The organism is Streptomyces sp. NPDC017676, assembly GCF_044329325.1.
GTDB lineage: Bacteria > Actinomycetota > Actinomycetes > Streptomycetales > Streptomycetaceae > Streptomyces.
Map to the genome: position 1 here is coordinate 106,292 of NZ_JBIRJA010000014.1, position 24,754 is coordinate 131,045.

The 24,754-nt window shown below is 71.8% G+C and carries 25 protein-coding genes; 23 read left to right on the forward strand and 2 right to left on the reverse strand.

Annotation, left to right across the window (positions count from 1 at the left end; translation table 11 throughout):
- The first annotated feature begins 334 nt into the window (after positions 1-334).
- From ACH4LD_RS28740 to ftsH, 5 genes are all read left to right on the forward strand, one after another.
- Positions 335-1,675 (forward strand): ammonium transporter, encoded by a 1,341-nt coding sequence (locus ACH4LD_RS28740; RefSeq protein WP_398057161.1) that lies wholly within the window; start codon positions 335-337, stop codon positions 1,673-1,675.
- Positions 1,672-2,010, forward strand: a complete 339-nt coding sequence (locus tag ACH4LD_RS28745; RefSeq protein ID WP_030990174.1) for a P-II family nitrogen regulator — start codon at positions 1,672-1,674, stop codon at positions 2,008-2,010. Before ACH4LD_RS28740 ends, ACH4LD_RS28745 begins: the two co-directional genes overlap by 4 nt.
- A gap of 55 nt (positions 2,011-2,065) precedes the next feature.
- On the forward strand, positions 2,066-4,519 hold the full coding sequence (locus ACH4LD_RS28750) for a [protein-PII] uridylyltransferase (protein ID WP_398057160.1): 2,454 nt from the start codon (positions 2,066-2,068) through the stop codon (positions 4,517-4,519).
- A gap of 81 nt (positions 4,520-4,600) precedes the next feature.
- A complete protein-coding gene (gene ffh, locus ACH4LD_RS28755) occupies positions 4,601-6,148 on the forward strand; it encodes a signal recognition particle protein (RefSeq protein WP_398057159.1) in 1,548 nt (515 codons plus the stop codon).
- A 92-nt stretch (positions 6,149-6,240) separates the two neighbouring features.
- Positions 6,241-8,175, forward strand: coding sequence for an ATP-dependent zinc metalloprotease FtsH (gene ftsH, locus ACH4LD_RS28760; protein ID WP_398057158.1), 1,935 nt, complete (start codon positions 6,241-6,243; stop codon positions 8,173-8,175).
- Here ftsH and ACH4LD_RS28765 read toward each other — a convergent pair.
- On the reverse strand, positions 8,144-9,085 hold the full coding sequence (locus ACH4LD_RS28765; RefSeq protein ID WP_398057157.1) for a class I SAM-dependent methyltransferase: 942 nt from the start codon (positions 9,083-9,085) through the stop codon (positions 8,144-8,146). The two genes, ftsH and ACH4LD_RS28765, sit on opposite strands and share 32 nt — an antisense overlap.
- 521 nt (positions 9,086-9,606) lie before the next feature.
- On the opposite strand from ACH4LD_RS28765, the gene ACH4LD_RS28770 reads away from it, so the two are divergent.
- From ACH4LD_RS28770 to ACH4LD_RS28850, 17 genes are all read left to right on the forward strand, one after another.
- A complete protein-coding gene (locus tag ACH4LD_RS28770) occupies positions 9,607-10,203 on the forward strand; it encodes a hypothetical protein (protein WP_132788833.1) in 597 nt (198 codons plus the stop codon).
- Between the two features lie 293 nt (positions 10,204-10,496).
- Positions 10,497-10,916 (forward strand): 30S ribosomal protein S16, encoded by a 420-nt coding sequence (gene rpsP / locus ACH4LD_RS28775; protein WP_171152431.1) that lies wholly within the window; start codon positions 10,497-10,499, stop codon positions 10,914-10,916.
- A gap of 5 nt (positions 10,917-10,921) precedes the next feature.
- Positions 10,922-11,161, forward strand: a complete 240-nt coding sequence (locus ACH4LD_RS28780) for an RNA-binding protein (protein WP_003973401.1) — start codon at positions 10,922-10,924, stop codon at positions 11,159-11,161.
- A gap of 82 nt (positions 11,162-11,243) precedes the next feature.
- Positions 11,244-11,813 carry a ribosome maturation factor RimM gene (gene rimM / locus ACH4LD_RS28785; RefSeq protein WP_398057156.1) on the forward strand — a complete coding sequence of 190 codons (570 nt, stop codon included), beginning with the start codon at positions 11,244-11,246 and terminating at the stop codon, positions 11,811-11,813.
- Positions 11,810-12,643, forward strand: a complete 834-nt coding sequence (trmD, locus tag ACH4LD_RS28790; protein WP_398057155.1) for a tRNA (guanosine(37)-N1)-methyltransferase TrmD — start codon at positions 11,810-11,812, stop codon at positions 12,641-12,643. The genes rimM and trmD overlap by 4 nt, the downstream gene beginning before the upstream one ends.
- A gap of 134 nt (positions 12,644-12,777) precedes the next feature.
- Positions 12,778-13,128 (forward strand): 50S ribosomal protein L19, encoded by a 351-nt coding sequence (gene rplS / locus ACH4LD_RS28795; RefSeq protein WP_103811168.1) that lies wholly within the window; start codon positions 12,778-12,780, stop codon positions 13,126-13,128.
- A 46-nt stretch (positions 13,129-13,174) separates the two neighbouring features.
- Entirely contained in the window at positions 13,175-13,876 is a 702-nt protein-coding gene (lepB, locus tag ACH4LD_RS28800) for a signal peptidase I (protein ID WP_398057154.1), read from the forward strand.
- Entirely contained in the window at positions 13,869-14,960 is a 1,092-nt protein-coding gene (lepB, locus tag ACH4LD_RS28805; protein ID WP_132788829.1) for a signal peptidase I, read from the forward strand. Before lepB (ACH4LD_RS28800) ends, lepB (ACH4LD_RS28805) begins: the two co-directional genes overlap by 8 nt.
- Positions 14,848-15,897 carry a signal peptidase I gene (gene lepB, locus ACH4LD_RS28810; protein ID WP_398057153.1) on the forward strand — a complete coding sequence of 350 codons (1,050 nt, stop codon included), beginning with the start codon at positions 14,848-14,850 and terminating at the stop codon, positions 15,895-15,897. Before lepB (ACH4LD_RS28805) ends, lepB (ACH4LD_RS28810) begins: the two co-directional genes overlap by 113 nt.
- A gap of 65 nt (positions 15,898-15,962) precedes the next feature.
- On the forward strand, positions 15,963-16,748 hold the full coding sequence (lepB, locus tag ACH4LD_RS28815) for a signal peptidase I (protein WP_132788828.1): 786 nt from the start codon (positions 15,963-15,965) through the stop codon (positions 16,746-16,748).
- Positions 16,738-17,286 (forward strand): NUDIX hydrolase, encoded by a 549-nt coding sequence (locus ACH4LD_RS28820; RefSeq protein WP_398057152.1) that lies wholly within the window; start codon positions 16,738-16,740, stop codon positions 17,284-17,286. Before lepB (ACH4LD_RS28815) ends, ACH4LD_RS28820 begins: the two co-directional genes overlap by 11 nt.
- Before the next feature lie 56 nt (positions 17,287-17,342).
- Positions 17,343-17,651, forward strand: coding sequence for a DUF2469 domain-containing protein (locus ACH4LD_RS28825; protein WP_014675276.1), 309 nt, complete (start codon positions 17,343-17,345; stop codon positions 17,649-17,651).
- A gap of 125 nt (positions 17,652-17,776) precedes the next feature.
- Positions 17,777-18,142, forward strand: coding sequence for a YraN family protein (locus ACH4LD_RS28830; protein ID WP_165951766.1), 366 nt, complete (start codon positions 17,777-17,779; stop codon positions 18,140-18,142).
- Positions 18,143-19,768, forward strand: coding sequence for a YifB family Mg chelatase-like AAA ATPase (locus ACH4LD_RS28835; RefSeq protein ID WP_398057151.1), 1,626 nt, complete (start codon positions 18,143-18,145; stop codon positions 19,766-19,768). It begins immediately after the preceding gene.
- Positions 19,765-20,925, forward strand: coding sequence for a DNA-processing protein DprA (gene dprA, locus ACH4LD_RS28840; protein ID WP_398057150.1), 1,161 nt, complete (start codon positions 19,765-19,767; stop codon positions 20,923-20,925). Before ACH4LD_RS28835 ends, dprA begins: the two co-directional genes overlap by 4 nt.
- Positions 20,926-21,249: 324 nt before the next feature.
- Positions 21,250-22,092, forward strand: coding sequence for an RNA polymerase sigma factor WhiG (gene whiG / locus ACH4LD_RS28845; protein WP_030649029.1), 843 nt, complete (start codon positions 21,250-21,252; stop codon positions 22,090-22,092).
- 64 nt (positions 22,093-22,156) lie between these two features.
- A complete protein-coding gene (locus tag ACH4LD_RS28850; RefSeq protein WP_132788915.1) occupies positions 22,157-22,714 on the forward strand; it encodes a TetR/AcrR family transcriptional regulator in 558 nt (185 codons plus the stop codon).
- Between the two features lie 242 nt (positions 22,715-22,956).
- Here ACH4LD_RS28850 and ACH4LD_RS28855 read toward each other — a convergent pair whose 3' ends face one another.
- Complete coding sequence (locus tag ACH4LD_RS28855; protein WP_398057149.1) at positions 22,957-23,544, reverse strand: M23 family metallopeptidase; 588 nt, start codon at positions 23,542-23,544, stop codon at positions 22,957-22,959.
- A 274-nt stretch (positions 23,545-23,818) separates the two neighbouring features.
- Here ACH4LD_RS28855 and rpsB point away from each other — a divergent pair, with 274 nt between their 5' ends.
- Positions 23,819-24,694 carry a 30S ribosomal protein S2 gene (rpsB, locus tag ACH4LD_RS28860; protein ID WP_398057148.1) on the forward strand — a complete coding sequence of 292 codons (876 nt, stop codon included), beginning with the start codon at positions 23,819-23,821 and terminating at the stop codon, positions 24,692-24,694.
- Positions 24,695-24,754 lie beyond the last annotated feature (60 nt).

Sequence of the window (24,754 nt, forward strand, 5' to 3'; positions counted from 1 at the left end):
CACCCCGGACCCCGGCCGCGGCCGGTCCTCCCGAACTGCCCGACTCGGCTCCCCCATGCCAGGTCATCGGAAGGCCCGCCGCGGCCGGCTTGTGTCTCCGCGCGGGTGCCGCGCGGAAGGTTGCGCCACGATAACGATCGCGCGGCCCCGGCACCCCGCACTTCATCGACGCGTAACACACAGGGCGCCTTCGTCACCCCGGCGAAACAACGAGGGGCTTCCACCGAAACCGCGCTGCGCCAGTCTCGTGGCGCATAACCGGCCCACCCCTCACCCGACCGGACCGCTCAGGCACCGCCCGCACGGGGCCGTACCAATCGACGAGGAGACGCCGATGGCACCAGCCATCATGCTTGCGGCGGACGCACCCAGACTGTCGTCCGCGAACACAGGCTTCATGCTCATCTGTTCCGCCCTGGTGATGCTGATGACCCCGGGACTGGCCTTCTTCTACGGAGGCATGGTCCGCGTCAAGAGCACCCTGAACATGCTGATGATGAGCTTCATCAGCCTCGGGATCGTCACCATCCTGTGGGTCCTCTACGGCTTCTCCCTCGCCTTCGGCACGGGCAACAGCCTGCTCGGCTGGAACGCCGACTGGATCGGCCTCAGCAACATCGGCCTGACGCAGCTCTGGGACGGCTACACCATCCCGGTCTTTGTGTTCATGGTCTTCCAGCTGATGTTCGCGATCATCACCCCGGCCCTGATCAGCGGCGCCCTCGCCGACCGGGTCAAGTTCTCCGCCTGGGCGCTCTTCGTCGCCCTGTGGGCCACGATCGTCTACGTCCCGGTCGCCCACTGGGTCTGGGGTGCCGACGGCTGGGCCTACAAGCTGGGCGTGATCGACTTCGCGGGCGGTACGGCGGTCCACATCAACGCCGGCGCGGCCGCGCTCGGTGTCATCCTCGTCATCGGCAAGCGCGTCGGCTTCAAGCGCGACCCCATGCGCCCGCACAGCCTCCCGCTGGTCATGCTCGGCGCCGGTCTGCTGTGGTTCGGCTGGTTCGGCTTCAACGCGGGCTCCTGGCTCGGCAACGACGACGGCGTCGGCGCGCTGATGTTCGTCAACACGCAGGTCGCGACGGCCGCCGCCATGCTGGCCTGGCTCGCCTACGAGAAGATCCGGCACGGCGCGTTCACCACGCTCGGCGCCGCCTCCGGCGCGGTCGCCGGCCTGGTCGCCATCACCCCGTCCGGCGGTGCCGTCTCCCCGCTCGGCGCGATCGCCGTCGGCGCGATCGCCGGTGTCGCCTGCGCCGCGGCCGTCGGCCTGAAGTTCAGGTTCGGCTACGACGACTCCCTCGACGTCGTCGGCGTCCACATGGTCGGCGGCATCATCGGCTCCCTGCTCATCGGCTTCTTCGCCACCGGCAAGGGCCAGTCCACCGCCACGGGCGTCTTCTACGGCGACCACACGTGGGACCAGCTGTGGAAGCAGTGCGCCGGAGTCTTCGCGGTCCTCGCCTACTCCCTGATCGTCTCCGCCGTCCTCGCCTTCCTCCTCGACAAGACCCTGGGCATGCGGGTCACCGAGGACGAGGAGATCTCCGGCATCGACCAGGCCGAGCACGCCGAGACCGCATACGACTTCAGCGGCGCCGGCGGCGGTGTCACCGGCAGCCTCTCCGCCCCGGCCCTGGCCGCCGCGCAGAACAAGAAGGTGGACGCATGAAGCTCATCACCGCCGTCGTGAAGCCCCACCGGCTCGACGAGATCAAGGAAGCCCTCCAGGCCTTCGGCGTCCACGGACTGACGGTCACCGAGGCCAGCGGCTACGGCCGGCAGCGCGGCCACACCGAGGTCTACCGCGGCGCCGAGTACACCGTCGACCTCGTGCCCAAGATCCGCATCGAGGTGCTGGCCGAGGACGACGACGCCGAGCAGCTCATCGAGGTCATCGTCAAGGCGGCCCGCACCGGCAAGATCGGGGACGGCAAGGTCTGGTCCCTGCCCGTCGAGACCGCCGTACGGGTCCGCACGGGCGAGCGCGGGCCGGACGCGCTCTGACACCGCACAATCCGGTTCAGGGGAACGTCGGGGGAAACGGAACAGGAGTCGCTGGGTGACCGGTACGGATGTGCGGAAAGAGACGGAAGACTCGGGACCCGGCGGCTACGCGGCGGCCCGGCTGCGCCTCCTCACGGAGGGGGCGCGGTCCGGGCCGCCGCGCCGTGCCGCCCTGGCCGGACTGACCGACGACTGGCTCGCCGGACTGTTCGACGCGGCGGCGGGCACGGCACACGGCGTCTCCCTCGTCGCCGTCGGCGGCTACGGCCGCGGGGAACTGTCCCCGCGCAGCGACCTCGACCTCGTCCTGCTCCACGACGGCTCCGACCCCGGCGCGGTCGCCGCCCTCGCCGACCGGATCTGGTACCCGGTCTGGGACCTCGGCCTCGCCCTCGACCACTCCGTCCGCACCCCCGCCGAGGCCCGCAGGACGGCCGGCGAGGACCTCAAGGTCCACCTCGGCCTGCTGGACGCCCGCCACCTGGCCGGCGATCCCGCCCTCACCGCCGGCCTGCGCACCGCCGCCCTCGCCGACTGGCGCAACCAGGCCCCCAAGCGCCTCCCCGAACTCCAGGAGCTGTGCGCCGAACGCGCCGCGCGCCAGGGCGAACTGCAGTACCTGCTGGAACCCGACCTCAAGGAGGCCCGCGGCGGCCTCCGCGACGCCACCGCCCTGCGCGCCGTCGCCGCCTCCTGGCTCGCCGACGCACCCCGCGAGGGCCTGGCCGACGCCCGCCGCCGTCTCCTCGACGTCCGGGACGCCCTGCACCTGGCCACCGGCCGCGCCACCGACCGGCTCGCCCTCCAGGAACAGGACCAGGTGGCCGCCGAGCTGGGGCTGCTCGACGCCGACACCCTGCTGCGGCAGGTCTACGAAGCGGCGCGGGTGATCGCGTACGCCAGTGACGTGACCTGGCGGGAAGTGGGGCGCGTACTGCGTGCGCGCGCCGTCCGGCCGCGTCTGCGCGCCATGCTGGGCGGCGGCAAGCCGGTCACCGAACGGTCGCCCCTGGCCGAAGGCGTGGTGGAACAGGACGGCGAGGTGGTGCTCGCCCGCGCCGCACGCCCCGAGCGCGACCCCGTGCTTCCGCTGCGCGCCGCGGCCGCCGCCGCCCAGGCCGGTCTCCCGCTCTCCCTGCACGCCGTGCGGCGCATGGCCGCCACCGCGCGCCCCCTGCCCACGCCCTGGCCCGCCGAGGCCCGCGAGCAGCTGGTCACCCTGCTCGGCTCGGGCCGCCCCACGATCGAGGTCTGGGAGGCCCTGGAGGCCGAGGGCCTGATCACCCGCCTGCTGCCCGACTGGGAGCGGGTGCGCTGCCGGCCGCAGCGCAACGCCGTGCACGTGTGGACGGTGGACCGCCACCTGATCGAGACGGCGGTCCGCGCCTCCGAGTTCACCCGCCGCGTCAGCCGCCCCGACCTGCTGCTGGTCGCCGCCCTGCTGCACGACATCGGCAAGGGCTGGCCCGGCGACCACTCGGTGGCCGGCGAGATCATCGCCAAGGACGTCGCCGCACGGATCGGCTTCGACCGCTCGGACGTGGCCGTGCTGTCCCTGCTGGTGCGCCACCACCTGCTGCTCATCGAGACCGCCACCCGGCGCGACCTGGACGACCCCGCCACCGTCCGCTCGGTCGCCGAGGCCGTGCGCGGCCAGAGCACCCTGGAGCTGCTGCACGCCCTCACCGAGGCGGACGCCCTGGCGACCGGCCCGGCCGCCTGGTCCTCCTGGCGCGGCTCCCTCGTCGCCGACCTCGTCCGACGCGTGTCCGCCGTCCTCGCCGGGGACGCCCCCGAGGAGCCCGAGCCGGCCGCGCCCACCGCCGAGCAGGAACGCCTCGCCATCGAGGCCTACCGCACCGGCGGCCCGGTCCTCGCCCTGCGCGCCCAGACCGAACCGGTCACCGACGGGGAGCCGGCCGGCGACCCGGAACCCCTGGGCGTGGAGCTGCTCATCGCCGTACCCGACCAGCCCGGTGTCCTCCCCGCGGTCGCCGGTGTCCTCGCCGTGCACCGCCTCACCGTCCGCACGGCGGAACTGCGCGCGCTGCGCCTGCCGGACGACGTGGACGACGACGGAACCGTCCTCCTGCTCAACTGGCGGGTCGCCGCCGAGTACGGCTCCCTGCCCCAGGCGGCCCGGCTGCGCACCGACCTGGTCCGCGCCCTGGACGGCACCCTCGACATCGCCGGCCGCCTCGCCGAACGCGACGCGGCCTACCCGCGCCGCCGCGGCTGGTCCGCACCGGCGGCCCGGGTGACGGTCGCCCCGGCCGCCTCCCACCACGCCACGGTGATCGAGGTCCGCGCCCAGGACGCCCCGGGCCTGCTGTACCGCATCGGCATGGCCCTGGAGAAGGCGGGCGTACGGGTCCGGAGCATGCACGTGAGCACGCTGGGCTCCAACGCGGTGGACGCGTTCTACGTCACGACGGGGGCCGGGGCGCCCCTGCCCGCCGAGGACGCGGCGTCGCTGGCGGGGGTGCTGGAGGAGACGCTGCGCGGATGACCTGACCCGGTGCTCGCGGCGCCGGGATACCCTGGAGGGCGACCTTCAAGACCGTCACCGACCCCGAGGACCGCGAGCGCCGTGTTCGACACTCTCTCCGATCGCCTGTCAGCGACTTTCAAGAACCTGCGCGGCAAGGGACGGCTCTCCGAGGCGGACATCGACGCCACGGCGCGCGAGATCCGTATCGCGCTCCTCGAAGCCGACGTGGCCCTGCCCGTGGTGCGCTCCTTCATCAAGAACGTCAAGGAGCGCGCGCTCGGGGCCGAGGTCTCCCGGGCGCTCAACCCCGCCCAGCAGGTCCTCAAGATCGTCAACGAGGAACTGATCACCATCCTCGGTGGCGAGACCCGGCGTCTGCGTTTCGCCAAGCAGCCGCCCACCGTGATCATGCTGGCCGGTCTCCAGGGCGCCGGTAAGACCACCCTCGCGGGCAAGCTCGGCAAGTGGCTGAAGGAGCAGGGCCACTCCCCGCTGCTGGTCGCCGCCGACCTCCAGCGCCCCAACGCCGTCAACCAGCTCAGCGTCGTCGCCGAGCGCGCCGGCGTCGCGGTGTACGCGCCGGAGCCGGGCAACGGCGTCGGCGACCCGGTGAAGGTCGCCAAGGACTCCATCGACTTCGCGAAGTCCAAGGTCCACGACATCGTGATCGTGGACACCGCCGGCCGCCTCGGTATCGACGCCGAGATGATGCAGCAGGCCGCGGACATCCGGGACGCGGTCGGCCCCGACGAGATCCTGTTCGTCGTCGACGCCATGATCGGTCAGGACGCCGTCAACACCGCCGAGGCCTTCCGCGACGGCGTCGGCTTCGACGGTGTGGTCCTCTCCAAGCTCGACGGTGACGCCCGCGGTGGTGCGGCCCTGTCCATCCGGCAGATCACCGGCAAGCCGATCATGTTCGCGTCGAACGGCGAGAAGCTGGACGACTTCGACGCGTTCCACCCGGACCGGATGGCCTCCCGCATCCTCGACATGGGTGACCTGCTCACCCTGATCGAGCAGGCGGAGAAGACGTTCAGCCAGGAAGAGGCCGCCAAGATGGCCTCGAAGCTGGCGTCGAAGAAGGGCCAGGACTTCACCCTGGACGACTTCCTGTCCCAGATGGAGCAGGTCAGGAAGATGGGCAGCATCAGCAAGCTGCTCGGCATGCTCCCGGGCATGGGCCAGATCAAGGACCAGATCGCCAACCTGGACGAGCGGGACGTCGACCGCACCGCCGCGATCATCAAGTCGATGACCCCGGCCGAGCGCCAGGACCCGACGATCATCAACGGCTCCCGCCGCGCCCGTATCGCGCGTGGTTCCGGTGTCGAGGTCAGCGCGGTGAAGAGCCTGGTCGAGCGGTTCTTCGAGGCCCGCAAGATGATGTCCCGCATGGCCCAGGGCGGGATGCCCGGCATGCCGGGGATCCCGGGCATGGGTGGCGGCCCCGGCCGGCAGAAGAAGCAGCAGAAGAAGGCCAAGGGCAAGCAGCGCTCCGGCAACCCGATGAAGCGCAAGCAGCAGGAGCTGGAGGAGGCCGCACGCCGGGCCGCCGCGGCGGAGGGCGGCAACGCCTTCGGGCTGCCGCAGCAGGGCGGCCAGGACTTCGAGCTGCCGGACGAGTTCAAGAAGTTCATGGGCTGAGTCCCGCTCGCACCCAACGCCGGGGGCGCCTCCTTCCCCAGGGGGCGCCCCTTGCGCGTGCCGAGGCCCGTGGGGTGTCGTAACGTCCAGATATGAGTGATGCGGCGCCGCCCCGCAAGGCGCCTGATCAGCCATGGCGCGCCGAGGGCACACCGGAGGAGCCTCCTCGGCGGCCCGGTCGGCTCAGGGGCGGGAAATGGTGGGGCCTGCTCGCCACCGCGGTGGTCGTCTTCGTGCTGGCCTACGTCGGGCTGCACTACTTCGGCCGGGGCAACGAGCCGACGATCTCCTACACGGAGTTCAGCAGGCAGGTCGGCGAGGGCAATGTCGCCACGATCTACTCCAAGGGCGACGCCATCCAGGGCCAGCTCAAGAACCCCCGCTCCGATCCCGAGGGCGGCGGCCAGTACACCAAGTTCAAGACCCAGCGGCCGGCCTTCGCGGACGACCGGCTGTGGCAGAACCTGAACAGCCACGGGGTCACGGTGACCGCGCGGCCGGTCGTGCAGGAACGCAGCCTCACGGCCAACCTGCTGATGTCCCTCATCCCCATCGCGGTCCTGGTCGTGGTGTGGTTCCTCGTCCAGCGGCGGCTCGGCGGGATGCTGCCCGGCGCGGGTGGCCTGTTCGGCCGCCGGTCGCCGCCCAGACCGGTCGGGCCGCGGCCGGACACCGAGCGCACGACCTTCGCCGACGTGGCCGGCATCGACGAGGTCAAGGGAGAACTCGACGACGTCGTCGACTTCCTGGAGCACCCCGACGTCTACCGCAGGATGGGCGCGAAGCTGCCCCGCGGGGTCCTGCTCTCCGGCCCGCCCGGCACCGGCAAGACGCTGCTGGCACGGGCGGTCGCGGGGGAGGCCGGCGTGCCGTTCTTCTCGGCCTCGGCGTCCGAGTTCATCGAGATGATCGTGGGCGTCGGCGCGTCCCGCGTCCGCGAGCTGTTCGCCGAGGCCCGCAAGGTGGCGCCGTCGATCATCTTCATCGACGAGATCGACACCATCGGACGCGCGCGCGGCGGCAGTTCGTCGATGAGCGGTCATGACGAACGCGAACAGACGCTGAACCAGATCCTCACGGAGATGGACGGCTTCTCCGGCGCCGAGGGCGTGATCGTCATCGCCGCGACCAACCGCGCGGACATCCTGGACCCGGCGCTGACCCGTCCCGGCCGTTTCGACCGGGTGGTCACCGTGTCCCCGCCGGACCGCGGCGGCCGCGAGTCGATCCTGCGGATCCACACCCGGCAGATCCCGCTCGCGCCCGACGTGGACCTTACGCAGATGGCCCGCGTCACCCCCGGCATGACCGGAGCGGATCTGGCCAATCTCGCCAACGAGGCCGCTCTGCTCGCGGTCAAACGCAAGCAGGAGCAGGTGACCGGCGCCGATCTGTCCGAGGCGCTGGAGAAGGTGCAGCTCGGCGCCGAGCGCACCCTGATCATGCCGGAGGAGGACCGCCGCCGTACCGCGTACCACGAGAGCGGCCACGCCCTGCTCGGCATGCTGCAGCCCGGCGCCGACCCCGTCCGCAAGATCACCATCGTGCCGCGCGGCCGGGCCCTCGGGGTGACCATGTCCACGCCCGAGGTGGAGCGGTACGCGCACTCCGAGGAGTACCTGCGCGGGCGCATCATCGGCGCCCTGGGCGGCATGGCGGCGGAAGAGGTCGTCTACGGGGTCGTCACGACGGGTGCCGAGAACGACCTCGAACAGGTCACCAACATCGCGCGCGGGATGGTGGGCCGCTGGGGCATGAGCGAACGCGTCGGCCGGCTGTCCGCCCTGCCGAGCGACGCGCAGCAGGCGTACGGACTGTCGGCCGCCCCGCAGACCCTGGACGTCATCGACTCCGAGATGCGGCGGATCGTGGACGAGTGCTACGAGGAGGCGTGCCGCAAGCTCCGCGACCACCGGGGCCGGCTGGACGCGCTCGCGCAGGCGCTGCTGGAGAACGAGACGCTGGAGGAGGCGGACGCCTACCGGATCGCCGGGATCACCCGCCTGAGCAAGCCGAGCGAGGACTGACGACGGGGCCGGCGGGAACCGAGGGCCAGGGCACGCGCGCGATGAGGTAGCGGAAGACGTTCGGCATCCACACGGTGCCGTCCGGGCGGCGGTGCGGGTGCAGGGCCTCCGTCAACTCCTTGTCGACCTGTTTGGCGTCGGTCGCCGCGATCGCCGCGTCGAACAGGCCGGTGGACAGCAGTCCCCGTACGGCGCTGTCGAGGTCGGCGTACCCGAACGGGCAGGCGACCCGGCCCGAGCCGTCCGGCTTCAGCCCGGCCCGCCCGGCGACCTCCTCCAGGTCGTCGCGCCGGGCGGGCGGCCGGCTCCGCGCGCCGCGCAGCGGATCGGCGAGCTTGGCGGCCACCCGCAGCACCGAGGAGGTGGCGCAGCGCTCCGGTGGTCCCCAGCCGGTCAGCACCACGGCGGCCCCCCGCCCGGCCAGCGGCAGCACGCCGGCGAGCAGGTCGCCGAGCCCCTCGGCGTCGCCCGCGAGAGCGCCGATCGGCTCGAAGACGGTCACCAGGGTGTACGCGCCCGTCTCCGGGCCGTCCGCGACCACGGGCGGGCCGTCGAGGAGTTCCGCGGCCCTGCGCGCGCGCGTGCCGCGTCCGCCGTCGCCGCCCCGGCCGGGCGGGGCGTCCGGCAGCAGGCGCTCGCGCGCGAGGGCGAGCCGTTCGGGGGAGGCGGAGTCGACACCGGTGACCGCGGCGCCCCTGGAGGCCGCCATCAGCAGGGCGAGCCCGGAACCGCAGTTCAGGCCCAGCAGCCGGGTGGCGGGGCCCACTTCGAGTCGGTCGTACACGGCTTCGTAGAGCGGTACGAGCATCCGCTCCTGGATCTCGGACCAGTCACGCGCGCGTGCGCTCAGGTCCACGCGGGGTGCGGACTCCCCGTGGGACGTGTGCTGCCGCACGAGCGTAGGTGTCATAGGTAAGCGCCCCAATCCGCCGACAGTTCGCCGCCGCGCCCGGTTGCGTGCCCCCGTGCCGTGCGCGCGCCCTTCCCACGTATGCCAGGTAACTCCCGGCTCGCGGTGGCGTCCAGGGGTCGTGGGGCGCGGCTTGGGGTGAGCGCGCCGGTGTGGCGAGATTTCACATCCCGGCAATCTGGACGGCCGCACGGTGTCGACCCTCGGAAGGCGGGCCGGTGACGGAGGTCGCGGCGGCACGCGGTAACGTCACGGGGGCCGTGGACGCTGACCGGGGTGAGGGCGCGCGCCGAGAGCGGCCGAAACACCTCTTGCGCAGCGGCCGGTCCTCGTCGCCCCGGGGCTCACCAGCGGTGCGTAGCGCGGACTACGCACCAGCTTGGTATGAGCTGTGACGCTTCTCCGCAGATCAGCGCACCCGCCCTCGTCAGGACGCATCAGCGGCAACTGACGGGTACGTGCAAATTATTTGGGATGCCCCGGAATAGGAACACAGCGGCACCCACGCTCGTTGTCATTACGTGAGCACGACACAGACACCACCTGTTCTCGCCGCAGAGCTGGCGCAGGCGTGGGCCGACATCCAGCGGTACCACCCCGAGCTGCCTGACCTTGCCGCGCCTGAATCCCTGATCGGGGAGTCGTCGTCCGCGTGCGGTCACGAACTCTCCTTCGAGAGGCTGCTCCATGAGGCAGTCCACGGCATCGCCGCCGCCCGCGGCGTCCGCGACACCTCCCGGGCCGGCCGCTACCACAACCGCCGTTTCCTCGCGATCGCCGAGGAGCTGGGCCTGGACCACCCCGAGGAGCCGCACCCGAGCAGCGGTTTCTCGCTGGTCACGCTCAACACCGAGGCGAAGCGGCGCTACCGCCCGACCATCGAGCGGCTCCAGCGCGCCCTGAAGGCCCACACGGCGGCCACCTCGGCCGACACCTCCCGGACCTTCCGCGGCCCGGCCGCCCGGCACGGCTCCTCCGGTGGCGGCGTCCGCGTCAAGGCGGTGTGCGACTGCGGCCGCAACGTCCGGGTGGTGCCCTCGGTCCTCGCCCAGGCCCCGATCGTCTGCGGCGGGTGCGGCAAGCCGTTCAGGATCCCGGAGGTCGTGGGAGCGGCGTAGCGGTCACGGCTGCTCGTGGCAGCCGTGACCGGCGCGACCTCGCGCCACCGGGCGGCGCACCCGACGTGACCTCACCTCCACGCCGGGTGCCTCCCCGGCGTGCCCGGGGCAGAGCTCGCGCACCCTCGGCCGAGAGCGGCCCGCGGGGTATGGCAGAATGGCTAGCTGTACTCGACAGCCGCACAGGACCCCTCTCTCCTCCGGCTGACGCGTCCATCGGGCACTCGGGTACCGCAACCCCACGCGGCAACTCGCCGTGCCCAACCACGTCAAATCCAGGAGAACCCACTCCCGTGGCAGTCAAGATCAAGCTGAAGCGTCTGGGCAAGATCCGTTCGCCTCACTACCGCATCGTCGTCGCCGACTCCCGTACCCGCCGTGACGGCCGGGCCATCGAGGAGATCGGCAAGTACCACCCGACCTACAACCCGTCGGTCATCGAGGTGGACGCCGAGCGCGTGGCGTACTGGCTCGGTGTCGGCGCCCAGCCGACCGAGCCCGTGCTCGCCATCCTGAAGAAGACCGGCGACTGGCAGAAGTTCAAGGGCGAGCCGGCTCCCGCGCCGCTGCTCGTCGCCGAGCCGAAGGCCGCCCGCCCGTCGTTCGAGGCTCTCGGCGGTGACGACGAGGGCAAGGGTGAGGCGATCACCCAGAAGAAGAAGGCTGAGAAGAAGGACGAGGCGGCTGCCGAGTCCGAGTCCACCGAGGCCTGAGCAGCATGCTCGAAGAGGCGCTTGAGCACCTCGTGAAGGGCATCGTCGACAACCCTGACGATGTGCAGGTCGCCTCGCGCAACCTGCGCCGCGGGCGCGTGCTGGAGGTCCGGGTCCACCCGGACGACCTCGGCAAGGTGATCGGCCGCAACGGCCGCACCGCGCGCGCCCTGCGCACCGTCGTGGGCGCCATCGGCGGTCGCGGTGTCCGCGTCGACCTGGTCGACGTGGACCACGTCCGCTGACGCTTCATCGCAACCGGCTCGGGCCGGGGAGGGCCACAGGGCCGTCCCCGGCCCGCAGTCGTACGACAGGAGATTTGGACAGGTGCAGCTGGTAGTCGCACGGATCGGCCGTGCCCATGGCATCAAGGGCGAGGTCACCGTCGAGGTACGTACCGACGAGCCGGAGCTCAGGCTCGCGCCCGGCGCCGTACTCGCCACGGATCCCGCTTCGGCGGGACCGCTGACCATCGAGACCGGCCGCGTCCACAGCGGCCGCCTCCTGCTGCGCTTCGCGGGCGTCACCGACCGCAACGCCGCCGAGGCCCTGCGCAACACCCTGCTGATCGCCGAGGTGGACCCCGAGGAACTGCCCGAGGGCGAGGACGAGTACTACGACCACCAGCTCATCGACCTCGACGTCGTCACCGAGGACGGCACGGAGGTCGGCCGGATCACCGAGATCTCGCACCTGCCCACGCAGGACCTGTTCATCGTCGAGCGCCCCGACGGCACCGAGGTGCTGATCCCCTTCGTGGAGGAGATCGTCACCGAGATCGACCTGGCGGAGCAGAAGGCGGTCATCGCGCCCCCGCCCGGCCTGATCGACGACCGCGCCGTGATCGCCTCCGCCAGGGACGAGTCCGGGGCAGAGTCCGGGGAAGCCGGCGCATGAGGCTCGACGTCGTCACGATCTTCCCGGAGTACCTGGAGCCGCTGAACGTCTCCCTCGTGGGCAAGGCACGCGCGCGTGGGCAGCTGAACGTCCATGTGCACGACCTGCGCGCGTGGACGTACGACCGGCACAACACGGTGGACGACACGCCGTACGGCGGCGGCCCCGGCATGGTCATGAAGACCGACCCCTGGGGAGACGCCCTGGACACGGTCCTCGCCGACGGTTACGAGTCGGGTGCCCAGGCGCCCGCGCTGATCGTGCCCACGCCCAGCGGCCGCCCCTTCACCCAGGAACTGGCCGTCGAACTGTCCGAGCGCCCCTGGCTGATCTTCACCCCGGCCCGCTACGAGGGCATCGACCGGCGCGTCATGGACGAGTACACGACCCGGATGCCGGTCTACGAGGTCTCCATCGGCGACTACGTCCTCGCCGGCGGCGAGGCGGCCGTCCTCGTCATCACCGAGGCCGTCGCCCGGCTGCTGCCCGGTGTCCTCGGCAACGCGGAGTCCCACCGCGACGACTCCTTCGCCCCCGGCGCGATGGCCAACCTCCTGGAAGGCCCCGTCTACACCAAGCCGCCCGTCTGGCGCGGCCGGGACATCCCCGAGGTGCTGCTCAGCGGCCACCACGGGAAGATCGCCCGCTGGCGCCGCGACGAGGCCCTGCGGCGCACGACCCTGAACCGCCCCGACCTGATCGAGCGCTGCGACCCCAAGGCCTTCGACAAGAAGGACCGCGAGATGCTCTCCATCCTGGGCTGGGAACCGGACCCGGACGGGGAGCCGTACGGCCGATTTTGGCGCCGGGCCGAGGGCATGGAACAATAGACCGCTGTTGTGCGCCCGTCCGGCGTGCGCCCCTGCCACAGGGGGACACGACGCCCGCCCCGACCCGCACGGCAGACTCCTGTACACCTAGTTCCCGTTGATGACCTGTGGCATCAGCGAAGAAAGCAGACGAAATGTCTCACCTGCTCGACTCCGTCGACGCCGCGTCGCTGCGCAGCGACATCCCGGCCTTCCGCCCGGGTGACACCGTCAACGTCCACGTGCGCGTCATCGAGGGCAACCGCTCCCGTGTGCAGCAGTTCAAGGGCGTTGTGATCCGCCGCCAGGGCTCTGGTGTCCGCGAGACCTTCACGGTCCGCAAGGTCTCGTTCTCCGTCGGCGTCGAGCGCACCTTCCCGGTGCACACCCCGATCGTCGAGAAGATCGAGCTGGTCACCAAGGGTGACGTGCGCCGCGCCAAGCTGTACTACCTCCGTGAGCTGCGCGGCAAGGCCGCGAAGATCAAGGAGAAGCGCGAGAGCTGAGCGCTTTCCCGGCAGTCACAGCGGAGCCGGATAGCATCTGGCTCCGATGGACACCGAAGCACAGCCGACGGAACGCGACCGCTCCTCCCACCCCGGTACTCCGGGGGCGGAGGGCCGGTCGCGTTTCTCGTTGGTGTCGCGGGTCGCCGAGTGGCTGCCCGGCGGCAGGATCACCCTCACGCTCTTCCTCTGCCTGGCGTTCCTGCTGGCCCTCAACGCTTTCGTGGTGCAACCGTTCCAGATCCCGAGCGGATCCATGGAACAGGGATTGAGGATCGGCGACCGCGTTCTCGTAAACAAGTTGGCGTACCGTTTCGGTGCCCAGCCGCACCGCGGCGACGTGATTGTGTTCGACGGCACCGGGTATTTCGGGGACGCCGACTACATCAAGCGCGTGGCCGGTGTGGGGGGAGACCATGTGGTCTGCTGCGACAAGAAGGGGAGGATCGAGGTGAACGGCCGACCGGTCGACGAGACGGCGTTCCTCTATCCCGGGGACAGCGCCTCCAGCGTGCCCTTCGACGTCGTCGTGCCCCCGGGCCGCCTCTTCGTCCTCGGCGACCACCGCAGCGACTCCAGCGACTCCCGCGACCACCTCGGCTCGCCCGGCGGCGGCATGATCCCCGTCGGGGACGTCATCGGGCGGGCCGACTGGATCGTGTGGCCGTACCGCCACTGGACGCATCTGACCCGGCCGCCCGCCTACGCGCGCGTGCCCGCCGCCCCCGCGGGGAGCGCCCATGGGTAACCGCGGCAAACCGCGCGGGGTGCCCAGCACGCCCGCCGACAACCTGCTGCCCACGGGGGTGCGCCGCACCTCAGCGCCCGGCGGTGGCCGCACGCGCGCGGAGCGGCGGCAACTGCAGCGCAAGGTCAAGCGCAAGCGCAGACGCTCGGCTGTGCGGGAGATCCCCCTCCTGGTGGGGGTCGCCGTCCTCATCGCGCTGGTCCTGAAGACGTTCCTCGTGCAGGCGTTCGTGATCCCGTCCGGGTCCATGGAGGAGACGATCCGGATCGGCGACCGCGTCCTGGTCGACAAGCTCACCCCGTGGTTCGGCTCGAAGCCGCAGCGCGGGGACGTCGTCGTGTTCCACGATCCCGGCGGCTGGCTCCAGGACGAGCAGACCGCCAAGAAGCACGACCCCGTCGTCGTCAAGCAGTTCAAGGAAGGCCTCACCTTCATCGGCCTGCTGCCGTCCGACAACGAGAAGGACCTGATCAAACGGGTCATCGGCGTCGGCGGCGACCACGTCAAGTGCTGCGACGCCCAGGGCCGTGTCACCGTCAACGGCGTCCCGCTCACCGAGGGCGACTACCTCTACCCCGGGGACGTGCCCTCCACCATGCCCTTCGACATCACCGTCCCCAAGGGCCGGCTGTGGGTGATGGGGGACCACCGGGGCAACTCCGCGGACTCCCGCTCCCACCAGGACACGGCCTACGGCGGCACGGTCTCGGTGGACTCGGTGGTCGGCCGGGCCATGGTCATCGGCTGGCCGGTCGGTCACTGGACGCGCCTGGAAGAACCTAAAACCTTTGCAAGCGTCACCGACTCGGCGCCGGGGACGACCGCTGGTCCCCAGGCGTCGCATAGGGTTGCTTCCGAGAATCCGAACGGAATCACCCAGCTCCCGACCCCTGCGGAACTCCCGCTCGTTATGGGAGTGGTGGGCCTGCGCCGGGTGCGGCGCGGGCGGCGGCACAGAGTGAGGAGTTGGCGTGGGGGATGTGGCGGTTGGCGCACGGTCGGGACACGACGGCGAGGAGCACCGCGGGCACCCCGTGGAACCGGACGTTCCCGTACCGGGCAGCGCCATGAGCTCCGGGAATGACGCGGCGACGGGCGACGAGGGCACGCCGGAGGGCGACTCGGGGCCGCGCGGCGACGGCCCGGGCGCGGGCGCGGCGGCCGCGCGCCCGAGGCAGCCGCGGTCCTTCTGGAAGGAACTGCCGATCCTGATCGGCATCGCGCTGGTCCTGGCGTTGCTGATCAAGACGTTCCTGGTACAGGCGTTCTCGATCCCGTCCGACTCGATGCAGAACACCCTCCAGCAGGGCGACCGGGTGCTGGTCGACAAGCTCACGCCGTGGTTCGGGTCCAAGCCCGAGCGCGGTGAGGTCGTCGTCTTCCACGACCCGGACAACTGGCTGGCGGGTGAGCCGACGCCGACGCCGAACCCGGTGCAGAAGGTCCTCAGCTGGATCGGCCTGATGCCGTCGGCGGAGGAGAAGGACCTGATCAAGCGGGTGATCGGAGTCGGCGGCGACACGGTCGAGTGCAAGGGCAGCGGCCCGCTGAAGGTCAACGGCAAGGCGCTGAACGAGCCGTACGTCTACCCGGGCAACACGCCGTGCAGCGTGGACGACCAGGGCGGCCAGTTCAAGGTGAAGGTCCCCAAGGGCTTCATCTGGGTGATGGGCGACCACCGCCAGAACTCCCGTGACTCCCGGTACAACCAGTCCGACAGGAACCACGGCATGGTCCCCGTCGACAAGGTCGTCGGCCGCGCGATCGTCAAGGCCTGGCCGATCAACCGCTGGGGCACCCTGCCCATCCCGGACACCTTCGACCAGCCCGGCCTGAACGAGCAGTCCGGCGCCGCGGCGTCCCTGACGGTGGCCCCCCAGGGCGTCGCCGTCGCCGCGGCCCTGCCGCTGGTGCTGTGGCGGCGCAGGCGCGCCGACGGCCCGGAGTCCGAGAACGCGGAGTCCGCCAGCGCCGCGTCCGCAGACGCGGACCTCCAGCCCGTGGAGTTCAAGAAGCGGTAAGCGGCCACCCCGGCCGGGCGAGAGGGGCTGCCCCCGTTCGGTACCGCCGGGTAGGGTGCGGGTCCATGGGTGGCGAGAGCATGACGCGTACGGCCCCGCAAGGCGGCGGCACCGGCACGGCACAGGCCGGCGGCAGCCGGCTCGGGCAGCGGCTGTCCGGACTGGCCGTGGCGCTGGGTCTGGTGCTGTTCCTCGGCGGTTTCGCCTGGGGGGCGATGGTCTACCGGCCGTACACCGTGCCCACCAGCTCGATGACCCCCACCATCGACGCCGGCGACCGGGTGCTGGCCCAGCGCGTCGACGGCGACGAGGTGCGCCGCGGTGACGTGGTCGTCTTCGAGGACAAGACCTGGGTCAGCAACGCCAAGGTGGTCAAGCGCGTGGTCGCCGTGGGCGGGGACACCGTCTCCTGCTGCACGGACGGCAAGCTGACCGTCAACGGCAAGCAGATCGACGAGCCGTACCTGCCCGAGGGCAGCCTCGCCGAGATCAAGAACTTCGCCACGGTGACCGTCCCGGAGGGCCGGCTGTTCCTCCTCGGTGACGAACGCCAGGGCTCCCTGGACTCCACCGCCCATCTCACCGACGCCGCACAGGGCACCGTGTCCCGCGGCGCCGTGTCCGCCCGCGTGGAGGCCGTGGTCTGGCCCTGGAAGGGCACGCTCAAGCGCCCCACGGGCTTCGAGACGCTCGGCGCGCTCTCCGAGCCCGGCCCGCTGCGCACGATCGAGCTGCTCGTCGTGGCCGGCGCGGTCCTGGTCCTCGGCGGCGGGGCCTACGGCCCGATCGCGGGCCGCGTGAGCCGCTCCCGCGCCCGCACGGCCCGCCCGGAGACGGCCGGTGTCCGCTGAGACCGCGCGGCCGGCGGGGGAGTCGTACGAGGGCGAGGACGAAGGCGGGGCCGGGACCGGCCTGCGGAAGGTGGCCCGGGTCGTCCTCCTCGACCCCGAGGACCGCATCCTGCTCCTGCACGGCCACGAACCGGACGACCCGGCCGACGACTGGTGGTTCACGCCCGGCGGCGGCCTGGAGGGCGCCGAGACGCGCGAGGAGGCCGCGCTGCGGGAGCTCGCGGAGGAGACCGGCATCACCGACGTCGAGCTCGGTCCCGTGCTCTGGCGGCGGCGGTGCTCGTTCCCGTTCGCGGGCCGCCGCTGGGACCAGGACGAGTGGTATTTCCTGGCCCGTACGACCCAGACGGCCACCGCGGCGACAGGGCTGACGGAGCTGGAGCGGCGAAGCGTCGCCGGAGCGCGCTGGTGGACGTGTCGGGAACTGACCCGGGCACATGAGACGGTGTATCCGACCAGACTCGCCGAGCTGCTGCGCACGCTGCTCGTCGAAGGTCCCCCCGCCCGGCCCGTGACCCTCGACACGGAAATCGTCTGAGGGTTCCCGGGACTGGCGCACAATGGGGGGATCGCACGGCTGAAGGGGAACATGCCATGAGCGCCGAGGACCTCGAAAAGTACGAGACCGAGATGGAGCTGAAGCTCTACCGGGAGTACCGAGATGTCGTCGGTCTGTTCAAATACGTGATCGAGACCGAGCGGCGGTTCTACCTCACCAACGACTACGAGATGCAGGTGCACTCGGTGCAGGGCGAAGTCTTCTTCGAGGTCACCATGGCCGATGCCTGGGTCTGGGACATGTACCGGCCGGCTCGCTTCGTGAAGCAGGTCCGGGTGTTGACGTTCAAGGACGTGAACATCGAGGAGCTGAACAAGAGCGATCTGGAGTTGCCGGGCGGGTGACCGGGTGGTTGGTCGGGTGGGTGGCGCGGCGGGGTGACGAAGTTTTCCACAATCGCTGAGTAGTCCACCAAGATCAACACCGCTCGGCCGGATGCGTGACCGTTGGCGCCGGAGGTGGTGCCGACATGAACAAGGCACGCAACGGACTCGGCAAGTACGGCGAGGACCTGGCCGCCCGGCGGCTGGCCGCACAGGGAATGACGATCCTGGAGCGCAACTGGCGCTCCGGCAGGTCCGGCGAGATCGACATCGTGGCCAGGGACGGTGACGCCCTGGTCGTCTGCGAGGTGAAGACCCGCAGGGGTGGCGGCTACGAACACCCGATGGCCGCGGTGACCCCCGCGAAGGCCGCCCGGCTCCGCGCACTCGCCGAGCACTGGATCCAGGCCCACGGAGGAGCCCCGCCGGGCGGCGTCCGCATCGACCTCGTCGGCGTCCTGCTGCCCCGCCGGGGCGCCCCGTCCGTCGAGCACGCGCGGGGGGTGGCCTGAATGGCGTTCGCCCGTACGTGCTCGGTCGCCCTGGTCGGCGTCGAAGGCGTGGTCGTCGAGGTCCAGGCCGACCTCGAACCGGGAGTCGCGGCCTTCACCCTGGTCGGCCTCCCGGACAAGAGCCTGACGGAAAGCCGCGACCGGGTGCGGGCGGCGGTGGTGAACTCGGGCGGCGAATGGCCGCAGAAGAAGCTCACCGTCGGACTCAGCCCGGCCTCCGTCCCCAAGGCCGGCTCGGGGTTCGACCTGGCCGTCGCCTGCGCGGTGCTGGGTGCCGCAGAACGGATCGACCCCCGGGTCCTCGCCGACATCGTCATGATCGGAGAGCTGGGGCTGGACGGCCGGGTGCGCCCGGTCCGGGGCATCCTGCCGGCCGTCCTCGCGGCGGCCGACGCGGGGTACGAGCAGGTGGTCGTACCCGAGTGCGCCGCCGCCGAGGCCTCGCTGGTCCCCGGTGTGTCCGTGCTGGGCGTCCGCAGTCTGCGACAGCTCATCGCGGTCCTGACCGAGGAGCCCGTCCCGGACGAGGCACCGGACGAGCTGGGACGGCCCGATCCCCTCCTGGCAGGACTGCGCGTACCGGGCGCGGGCGCCGCCACCGGCATGCACAGCATCGGCGCCGCGCACCCCGACCACGATCACGACCTGGCCGATGTCGTCGGGCAGACCTCCGCCCGCACGGCCGTCGAGGTGGCCGCGGCCGGCGGACACCACCTGTTCCTGGAGGGACCGCCCGGCGCGGGCAAGACCATGCTCGCGGAACGCCTGCCCGCCGTTCTTCCCCGGCTCACCCGGGACGAGTCGCTGGAGGTCACGGCCGTGCACTCGGTCGCCGGGCTGCTGCCCCCGGGCAAGCCTCTCATCGACGTCGCCCCCTACTGCGCCCCGCACCACTCGGCGACGATGCAGTCACTCGTCGGCGGCGGACCGGGCATCGCCCGGCCCGGCGCGGTGTCCCTCGCCCATCGCGGCGTGCTGTTCCTGGACGAGGCGCCCGAGTTCCACAGCCAGACGCTGGACGCCCTGCGACAGCCGCTGGAGTCGGGGCACGTCGTCATCGCGCGGAGTGCGGGCGTGGTCCGGTTCCCGGCGCGCTTTCTGATGGTTCTGGCGGCCAACCCCTGTCCCTGCGGACGCTTCTCACAGCGCGACTCGCTGTGCGAGTGTCCGCCCTCGGCGATCCGCCGCTACCAGTCCCGGCTGTCCGGCCCGCTGCTGGACCGGGTGGACCTGCGCGTCGAGGTCGACCCGGTCACCCGGGCCCAGCTCACCGAGCCCGGCGCCCGCGGCGAGTCCACGGCGACCGTGGCCGACCGGGTACGGCAGGCCCGGGAGCGGGCGGCGGCCCGCCTCGCCGGCAGCCCGTGGCGCACGAACAGCGAGGTGCCCGGCCGCGAACTGCGCAGCCGCTACCACGCCGCCGCCGGAGCCATGGACGACGCCGAACGCAACCTGGAACGGGGCGTGCTCACCGCCCGCGGGATCGACCGCGTCCTGCGCGTCGCCTGGACGGTCGCCGACCTCGTCGGACACGACCGCCCGGACGCCACCGACGTCGCCCTGGCCCTGCAACTGCGCACCGGTGTCCCCCGCGGAGTACCGATGGCCATCGGAGCGCTGACATGACCGAACAGGAGGACCCCGACGCCGAACTGCTCGGGCGGGTGTTTCTCGGGCGGGTCGTCGAGGCGGGGGACGAGGTCGGTGGGCGGTGGGTGCGGGAGTTCGGGGTGGGGGAGGTGGTGCGGCGGCTGCGGTGTGGCGAGGACGCCTTGCCGGGGGTGAGCGGGACCCGGTGGGCGGGGCTCGTCGCGCGGGCCCGGCGGGCCGAGCCGGAGCGGGATCTGGAGCTGGCCCGGGCCGTCGGGGCGCGGTTCGTCTGCCCGGGGGACGCCGAGTGGCCCCGGCAGCTCGACGACCTCGGGGACGCGCGGCCCCTCGGGCTGTGGGTACGGGGCCGGCCGAACCTGCGGATGTGGGCGCTGCGGTCCGTGGCCGTGGTCGGCGCCCGGGCCTGCACCGAGTACGGCGCCCACGCTGCCGCCACCCTCGCCTCCGGTCTCGCCGAGCGCGGCTGGGTCGTCGTCTCGGGCGGGGCGTACGGCATCGACGGTGCCGCCCACCGCGGCGCCCTCGCCACCCACGGCGCCACCGTCGCCGTCCTGGCCTGCGGCGTCGACCAGCCCTACCCCCGCGGTCACGCCGCACTGATCGCCCGGATCGCGGAACGGGGACTGGTGGTGGGTGAGCTGCCGCCGGGTGATCATCCGACACCCAGCCGGTTCATCCTCCGCAACCGCGTCATCGCCGCGCTGACCAGGGGCACCGTCGTCGTGGAGGCGGCCTGCCGCAGCGGCTCGCTGGCCACCGCGCGGGCCGCGCAGCGCCTCGGGCGGTTCACCATGGGCGTCCCCGGCCCGGTCACCAGCGCCCTCTCCGCGGGTGTGCACGAACTGTTGCGCGGTGAGGCCACCCTGGTCACCGATGCCACGGAGGTCATCGAGCTCGTGGGCGACATGGGTGAGCTTGCGCCGGCCCGGCGGGGCCCCGTCCTCCCGCGTGACCTGCTGCAACCTGCCGCCCGCACCGTGCTCGCCGCCCTCCCCGGCAACCGGGCGGCCCCCGTCGAGGAGATCGCGCTCGGCGCGCGCACGACGCGGGAGGAGGCGATCGCGAGACTGTACGAACTCCGAGCACTTGGTTACGTCGAACGACACGGCGACGGCTGGAAGTTGACACGCCAGGCGATGATCTCGGTCCGGAACGGTCACCGTCCGTGCTGACCGGCTGGGTTCGGCCGTCCGGGCGAACCCCCGACGCCCTTGGCGTTTCCCGGAGTTGGCGCCTCGGACCGGTCACACAGAGCGAGCCCCGGCAGGGGGTCACCCGACCGGCGCGAGCGCCCCGCGCACGGGTGGCGCAGCCCTGTTCGCACACCGCGACTCCTCAGTCACGCTACGCTCACGAAGGCGGTGGCGCAGATCGCGCCAACCCCACATCAGACCGTCACCTCACCCAGGCAGCCCCACTTCACCCCCAGGAACCCCACCTCCGCCCACTCCACGGCACTTCACGGCACTTCACGGCAGAACGGCACAAGGCGACGAATGCCCCAGCACACCTCCGGGTCCGACCGGGCGGCGATCCCCCCAGCCGCCCGCGACGGTGGCAGCGTGCGACCGCCCGCTCCCTCGACACTCGACGAGCTGTGGCGGTCGTACAAGGCGACGGGGGACGACCGGCTCCGGGAGCAGCTGATCCTGCACTACTCGCCGCTGGTCAAGTACGTGGCCGGCCGGGTCAGTGTCGGGCTGCCGCCCAATGTGGAGCAGGCCGACTTCGTCTCCTCGGGCGTGTTCGGGCTGATCGACGCGATCGAGAAGTTCGACATCGACCGGGAGATCAAGTTCGAGACGTACGCGATCACCCGGATCCGCGGCGCGATGATCGACGAGCTGCGGGCGCTGGACTGGATCCCCCGCTCGGTCCGGCAGAAGGCGCGCAACGTCGAACGTGCCTACGCCACCCTGGAGGCGCGGCTGCGGCGGACGCCGACGGAAGGGGAGGTCGCCGCCGAGCTGGGCATGGAGGTCGACGAACTGCACGCCGTGTTCAGTCAGTTGTCGCTGGCCAACGTCGTCGCCCTGGAGGAGCTGCTGCACGTCGGCGGCGAGGGCGGGGACCGGCTCAGCCTGATGGACACGCTGGAGGACACCGCCGCCGACAATCCGGTGGAGGTGGCCGAGGACCGCGAGCTGCGGCGGTTCCTGGCGCGGGCGATCAACACGCTGCCCGAGCGGGAGAAGACCGTCGTCACCCTGTACTACTACGAGGGGCTCACCCTCGCCGAGATCGGCAATGTGCTCGGGGTCACCGAGAGCCGGGTCAGCCAGATCCACACCAAGTCGGTGCTCCAGTTGCGGGCCAAGCTGGCGAGCTTCGGGCGCTGACTCCTCCCTTCCGGGACGGCGTGTCCGTAAAGTGGTCGCCGTGCCAAGGATTCGAGCGGCCTCCGTGGCCGAACACCGGTCGATGCAGCGAGCCGCCCTGCTGGACGCGGCTCGGTCCCTGCTGTCCGAGGGCGGGACGGAGGCGCTGACCTTCCCCGCGCTGGCCGAGCGGACGGGGCTGGCGCGGTCGTCCGTGTACGAGTACTTCCGGTCCCGGGCCGCCGTGGTCGAGGAGCTGTGCGAGGTCGACTTCCCGGTGTGGGCGGCGGAGGTCGCGGCGGCGATGGAGCGGGCCGGGACGGCCGAGGGCAAGGTCGAGGCGTATGTGCGCCGGCAGCTCGCGCTGGTGGGGGACCGGCGGCACCGGGCGGTCGTCGCCATCTCCGCGAGTGAGCTGGATGCCGGGGCCCGGGAGAAGATCCGTGCGGCCCACGGAGGGCTCGTCGCGATGATCGTCGAGGCACTGGAGGAGCTGGGACACGAGCAGCCCCGGCTGGCGGCGATGTTGGTGCAGGGGATCGTGGACGCTGCGGTACGGCGCATCGAGCTGGGCGCGGCCGAGGACCCCACAGTGGTGACGGACGCGGCCGTGGCCATGGCACTACGAGGCGTGAACGGCTGAACCCAGCCAACACCGACCAGGGGCAGTGACGTTCCGAACCCCCGCCAGGAGACCGCGCAACCGGACCAACGCCACGGCAGCGCCGCGAAGGGGCGCGGGGAACTGCGCGAGCCGGTCACGACGGGCCCGCGGCCGGATCGCGACCGGAGTGACCTCGCCGGTCCCGCAGCTACGGCCCAGCAGGGCTCCGGTGTGAACGACCGATCGGGCCCCACCCCACAGCCAAGGCACACCCGACCCCGCTAAGACCCAACCGGCAGCAATCTCGACAGCCCCCCGCCCAGGAGCCACGGTGGCAGCACGGACAGCGGGTTCACGTACGCCTCTCCCCGCAGCAGACCCCAGTGCACGCACGTCCGTGTCCCACAGTGGGACCCCGTCGGCTCCACCACCCCGACCACCCCCCCGGCCCCCACCTCCTCCCCTTCCCGGACCGACGCCCGCACCGGCTCGTACGTCGTCCGCAGATCCGTCCCCCGCAGTTCCACCGAGACCACGCCCCGCCCCGCCACCCGCCCCGCGAACAGCACCCGGCCCGGTGCGATCGCCCGTACGGGCGCCCCGGCCGGCGCTCCCAGGTCCACCCCCCGGTGCCCGGGGCCGTACACCGTCGCCGGTGGTTCCCAGCCACGCAGGACCGGCGGGCGGACACCGACCGGCCAGGCGCGGGCCACGGTCGGCACGGAGGCCGCCGGAGGGCGCGGCGGCTCCACGGGAGGGGTTTCCGCCCAGGCCAGAGGCGTGAGCAGGACCAGCGCCGACCCGAGGCCCAGCGCCAGCCCCAGGACCAGCGCCGGCCACAGCAGCGCACATCGCATCGTTCGTCGCATGGCGACACCGTCCCGCACACCCGCCGATCGTGGCCTGAGCCTGTGGACCACTCGCCGGTTGTGGACAGCGGCGTCACCCGGCGCCTCGCCGGTCCCGTACACTTCTTCTGGCGATCCGGGTCACCGGGTCGACTTCGCACGCCCCGGTACGGCAGCCGGCAACGGTTCGTACCAAGCGCCCCTCGGTCCTTCGCGGCACGGCGCATCGCGGGCGTCAGGCGCGACCGCCGTCCGGCGGACGCGGCACAACCGAGAACACCAAGGAGAAACGGCCATGGCCGTCGTCACGATGCGGGAGCTGCTGGAGAGCGGCGTCCACTTCGGTCACCAGACCCGTCGCTGGAACCCGAAGATGAAGCGCTTCATCTTCACCGAGCGCAACGGCATCTACATCATCGACCTGCTCCAGTCGCTGTCGTACATCGACCGCGCCTACGAGTTCGTCAAGGAGACCGTCGCCCACGGCGGCACGGTCATGTTCGTCGGCACGAAGAAGCAGGCGCAGGAGGCCATCGCCGAGCAGGCCACCCGCGTCGGCATGCCCTACGTCAACCAGCGCTGGCTGGGCGGCATGCTCACCAACTTCTCGACCGTCTACAAGCGTCTGCAGCGCCTCAAGGAGCTTGAGCAGATCGACTTCGAGGACGTCGCCGCTTCCGGTCTGACCAAGAAGGAGCTTCTCGTGCTCTCGCGCGAGAAGGCCAAGCTGGAGAAGACCCTCGGCGGTATCCGCGAGATGCAGAAGGTGCCCAGCGCCGTCTGGATCGTGGACACCAAGAAGGAGCACATCGCCGTTGGTGAGGCCCGGAAGCTGAACATCCCGGTCGTCGCGATCCTCGACACCAACTGCGACCCCGACGAGGTCGACTACAAGATCCCGGGCAACGACGACGCGATCCGCTCCGTCACCCTGCTCACCCGCGTGATCGCCGACGCCGTCGCCGAGGGCCTCATCGCCCGCTCCGGCGTCGCCACCGGCGACAAGGGCGAGAAGGCCGCGGGCGAGCCGCTCGCCGAGTGGGAGCGTGACCTGCTCGAAGGCGAGAAGAAGGACGAGGCTCCGGCCGCCGAGGCCGAGAAGCCGGCCGAGGCTCCGGCCGCCGAGGCTCCGGCCGCCGAGGCTCCGGCCGCCGAGGCCGAGCAGGCCTGACGCCGATCCGTCAGCGTTCGACGGCGGGGGCGGGACATGACTCCGCCCCCGCTGTTCACC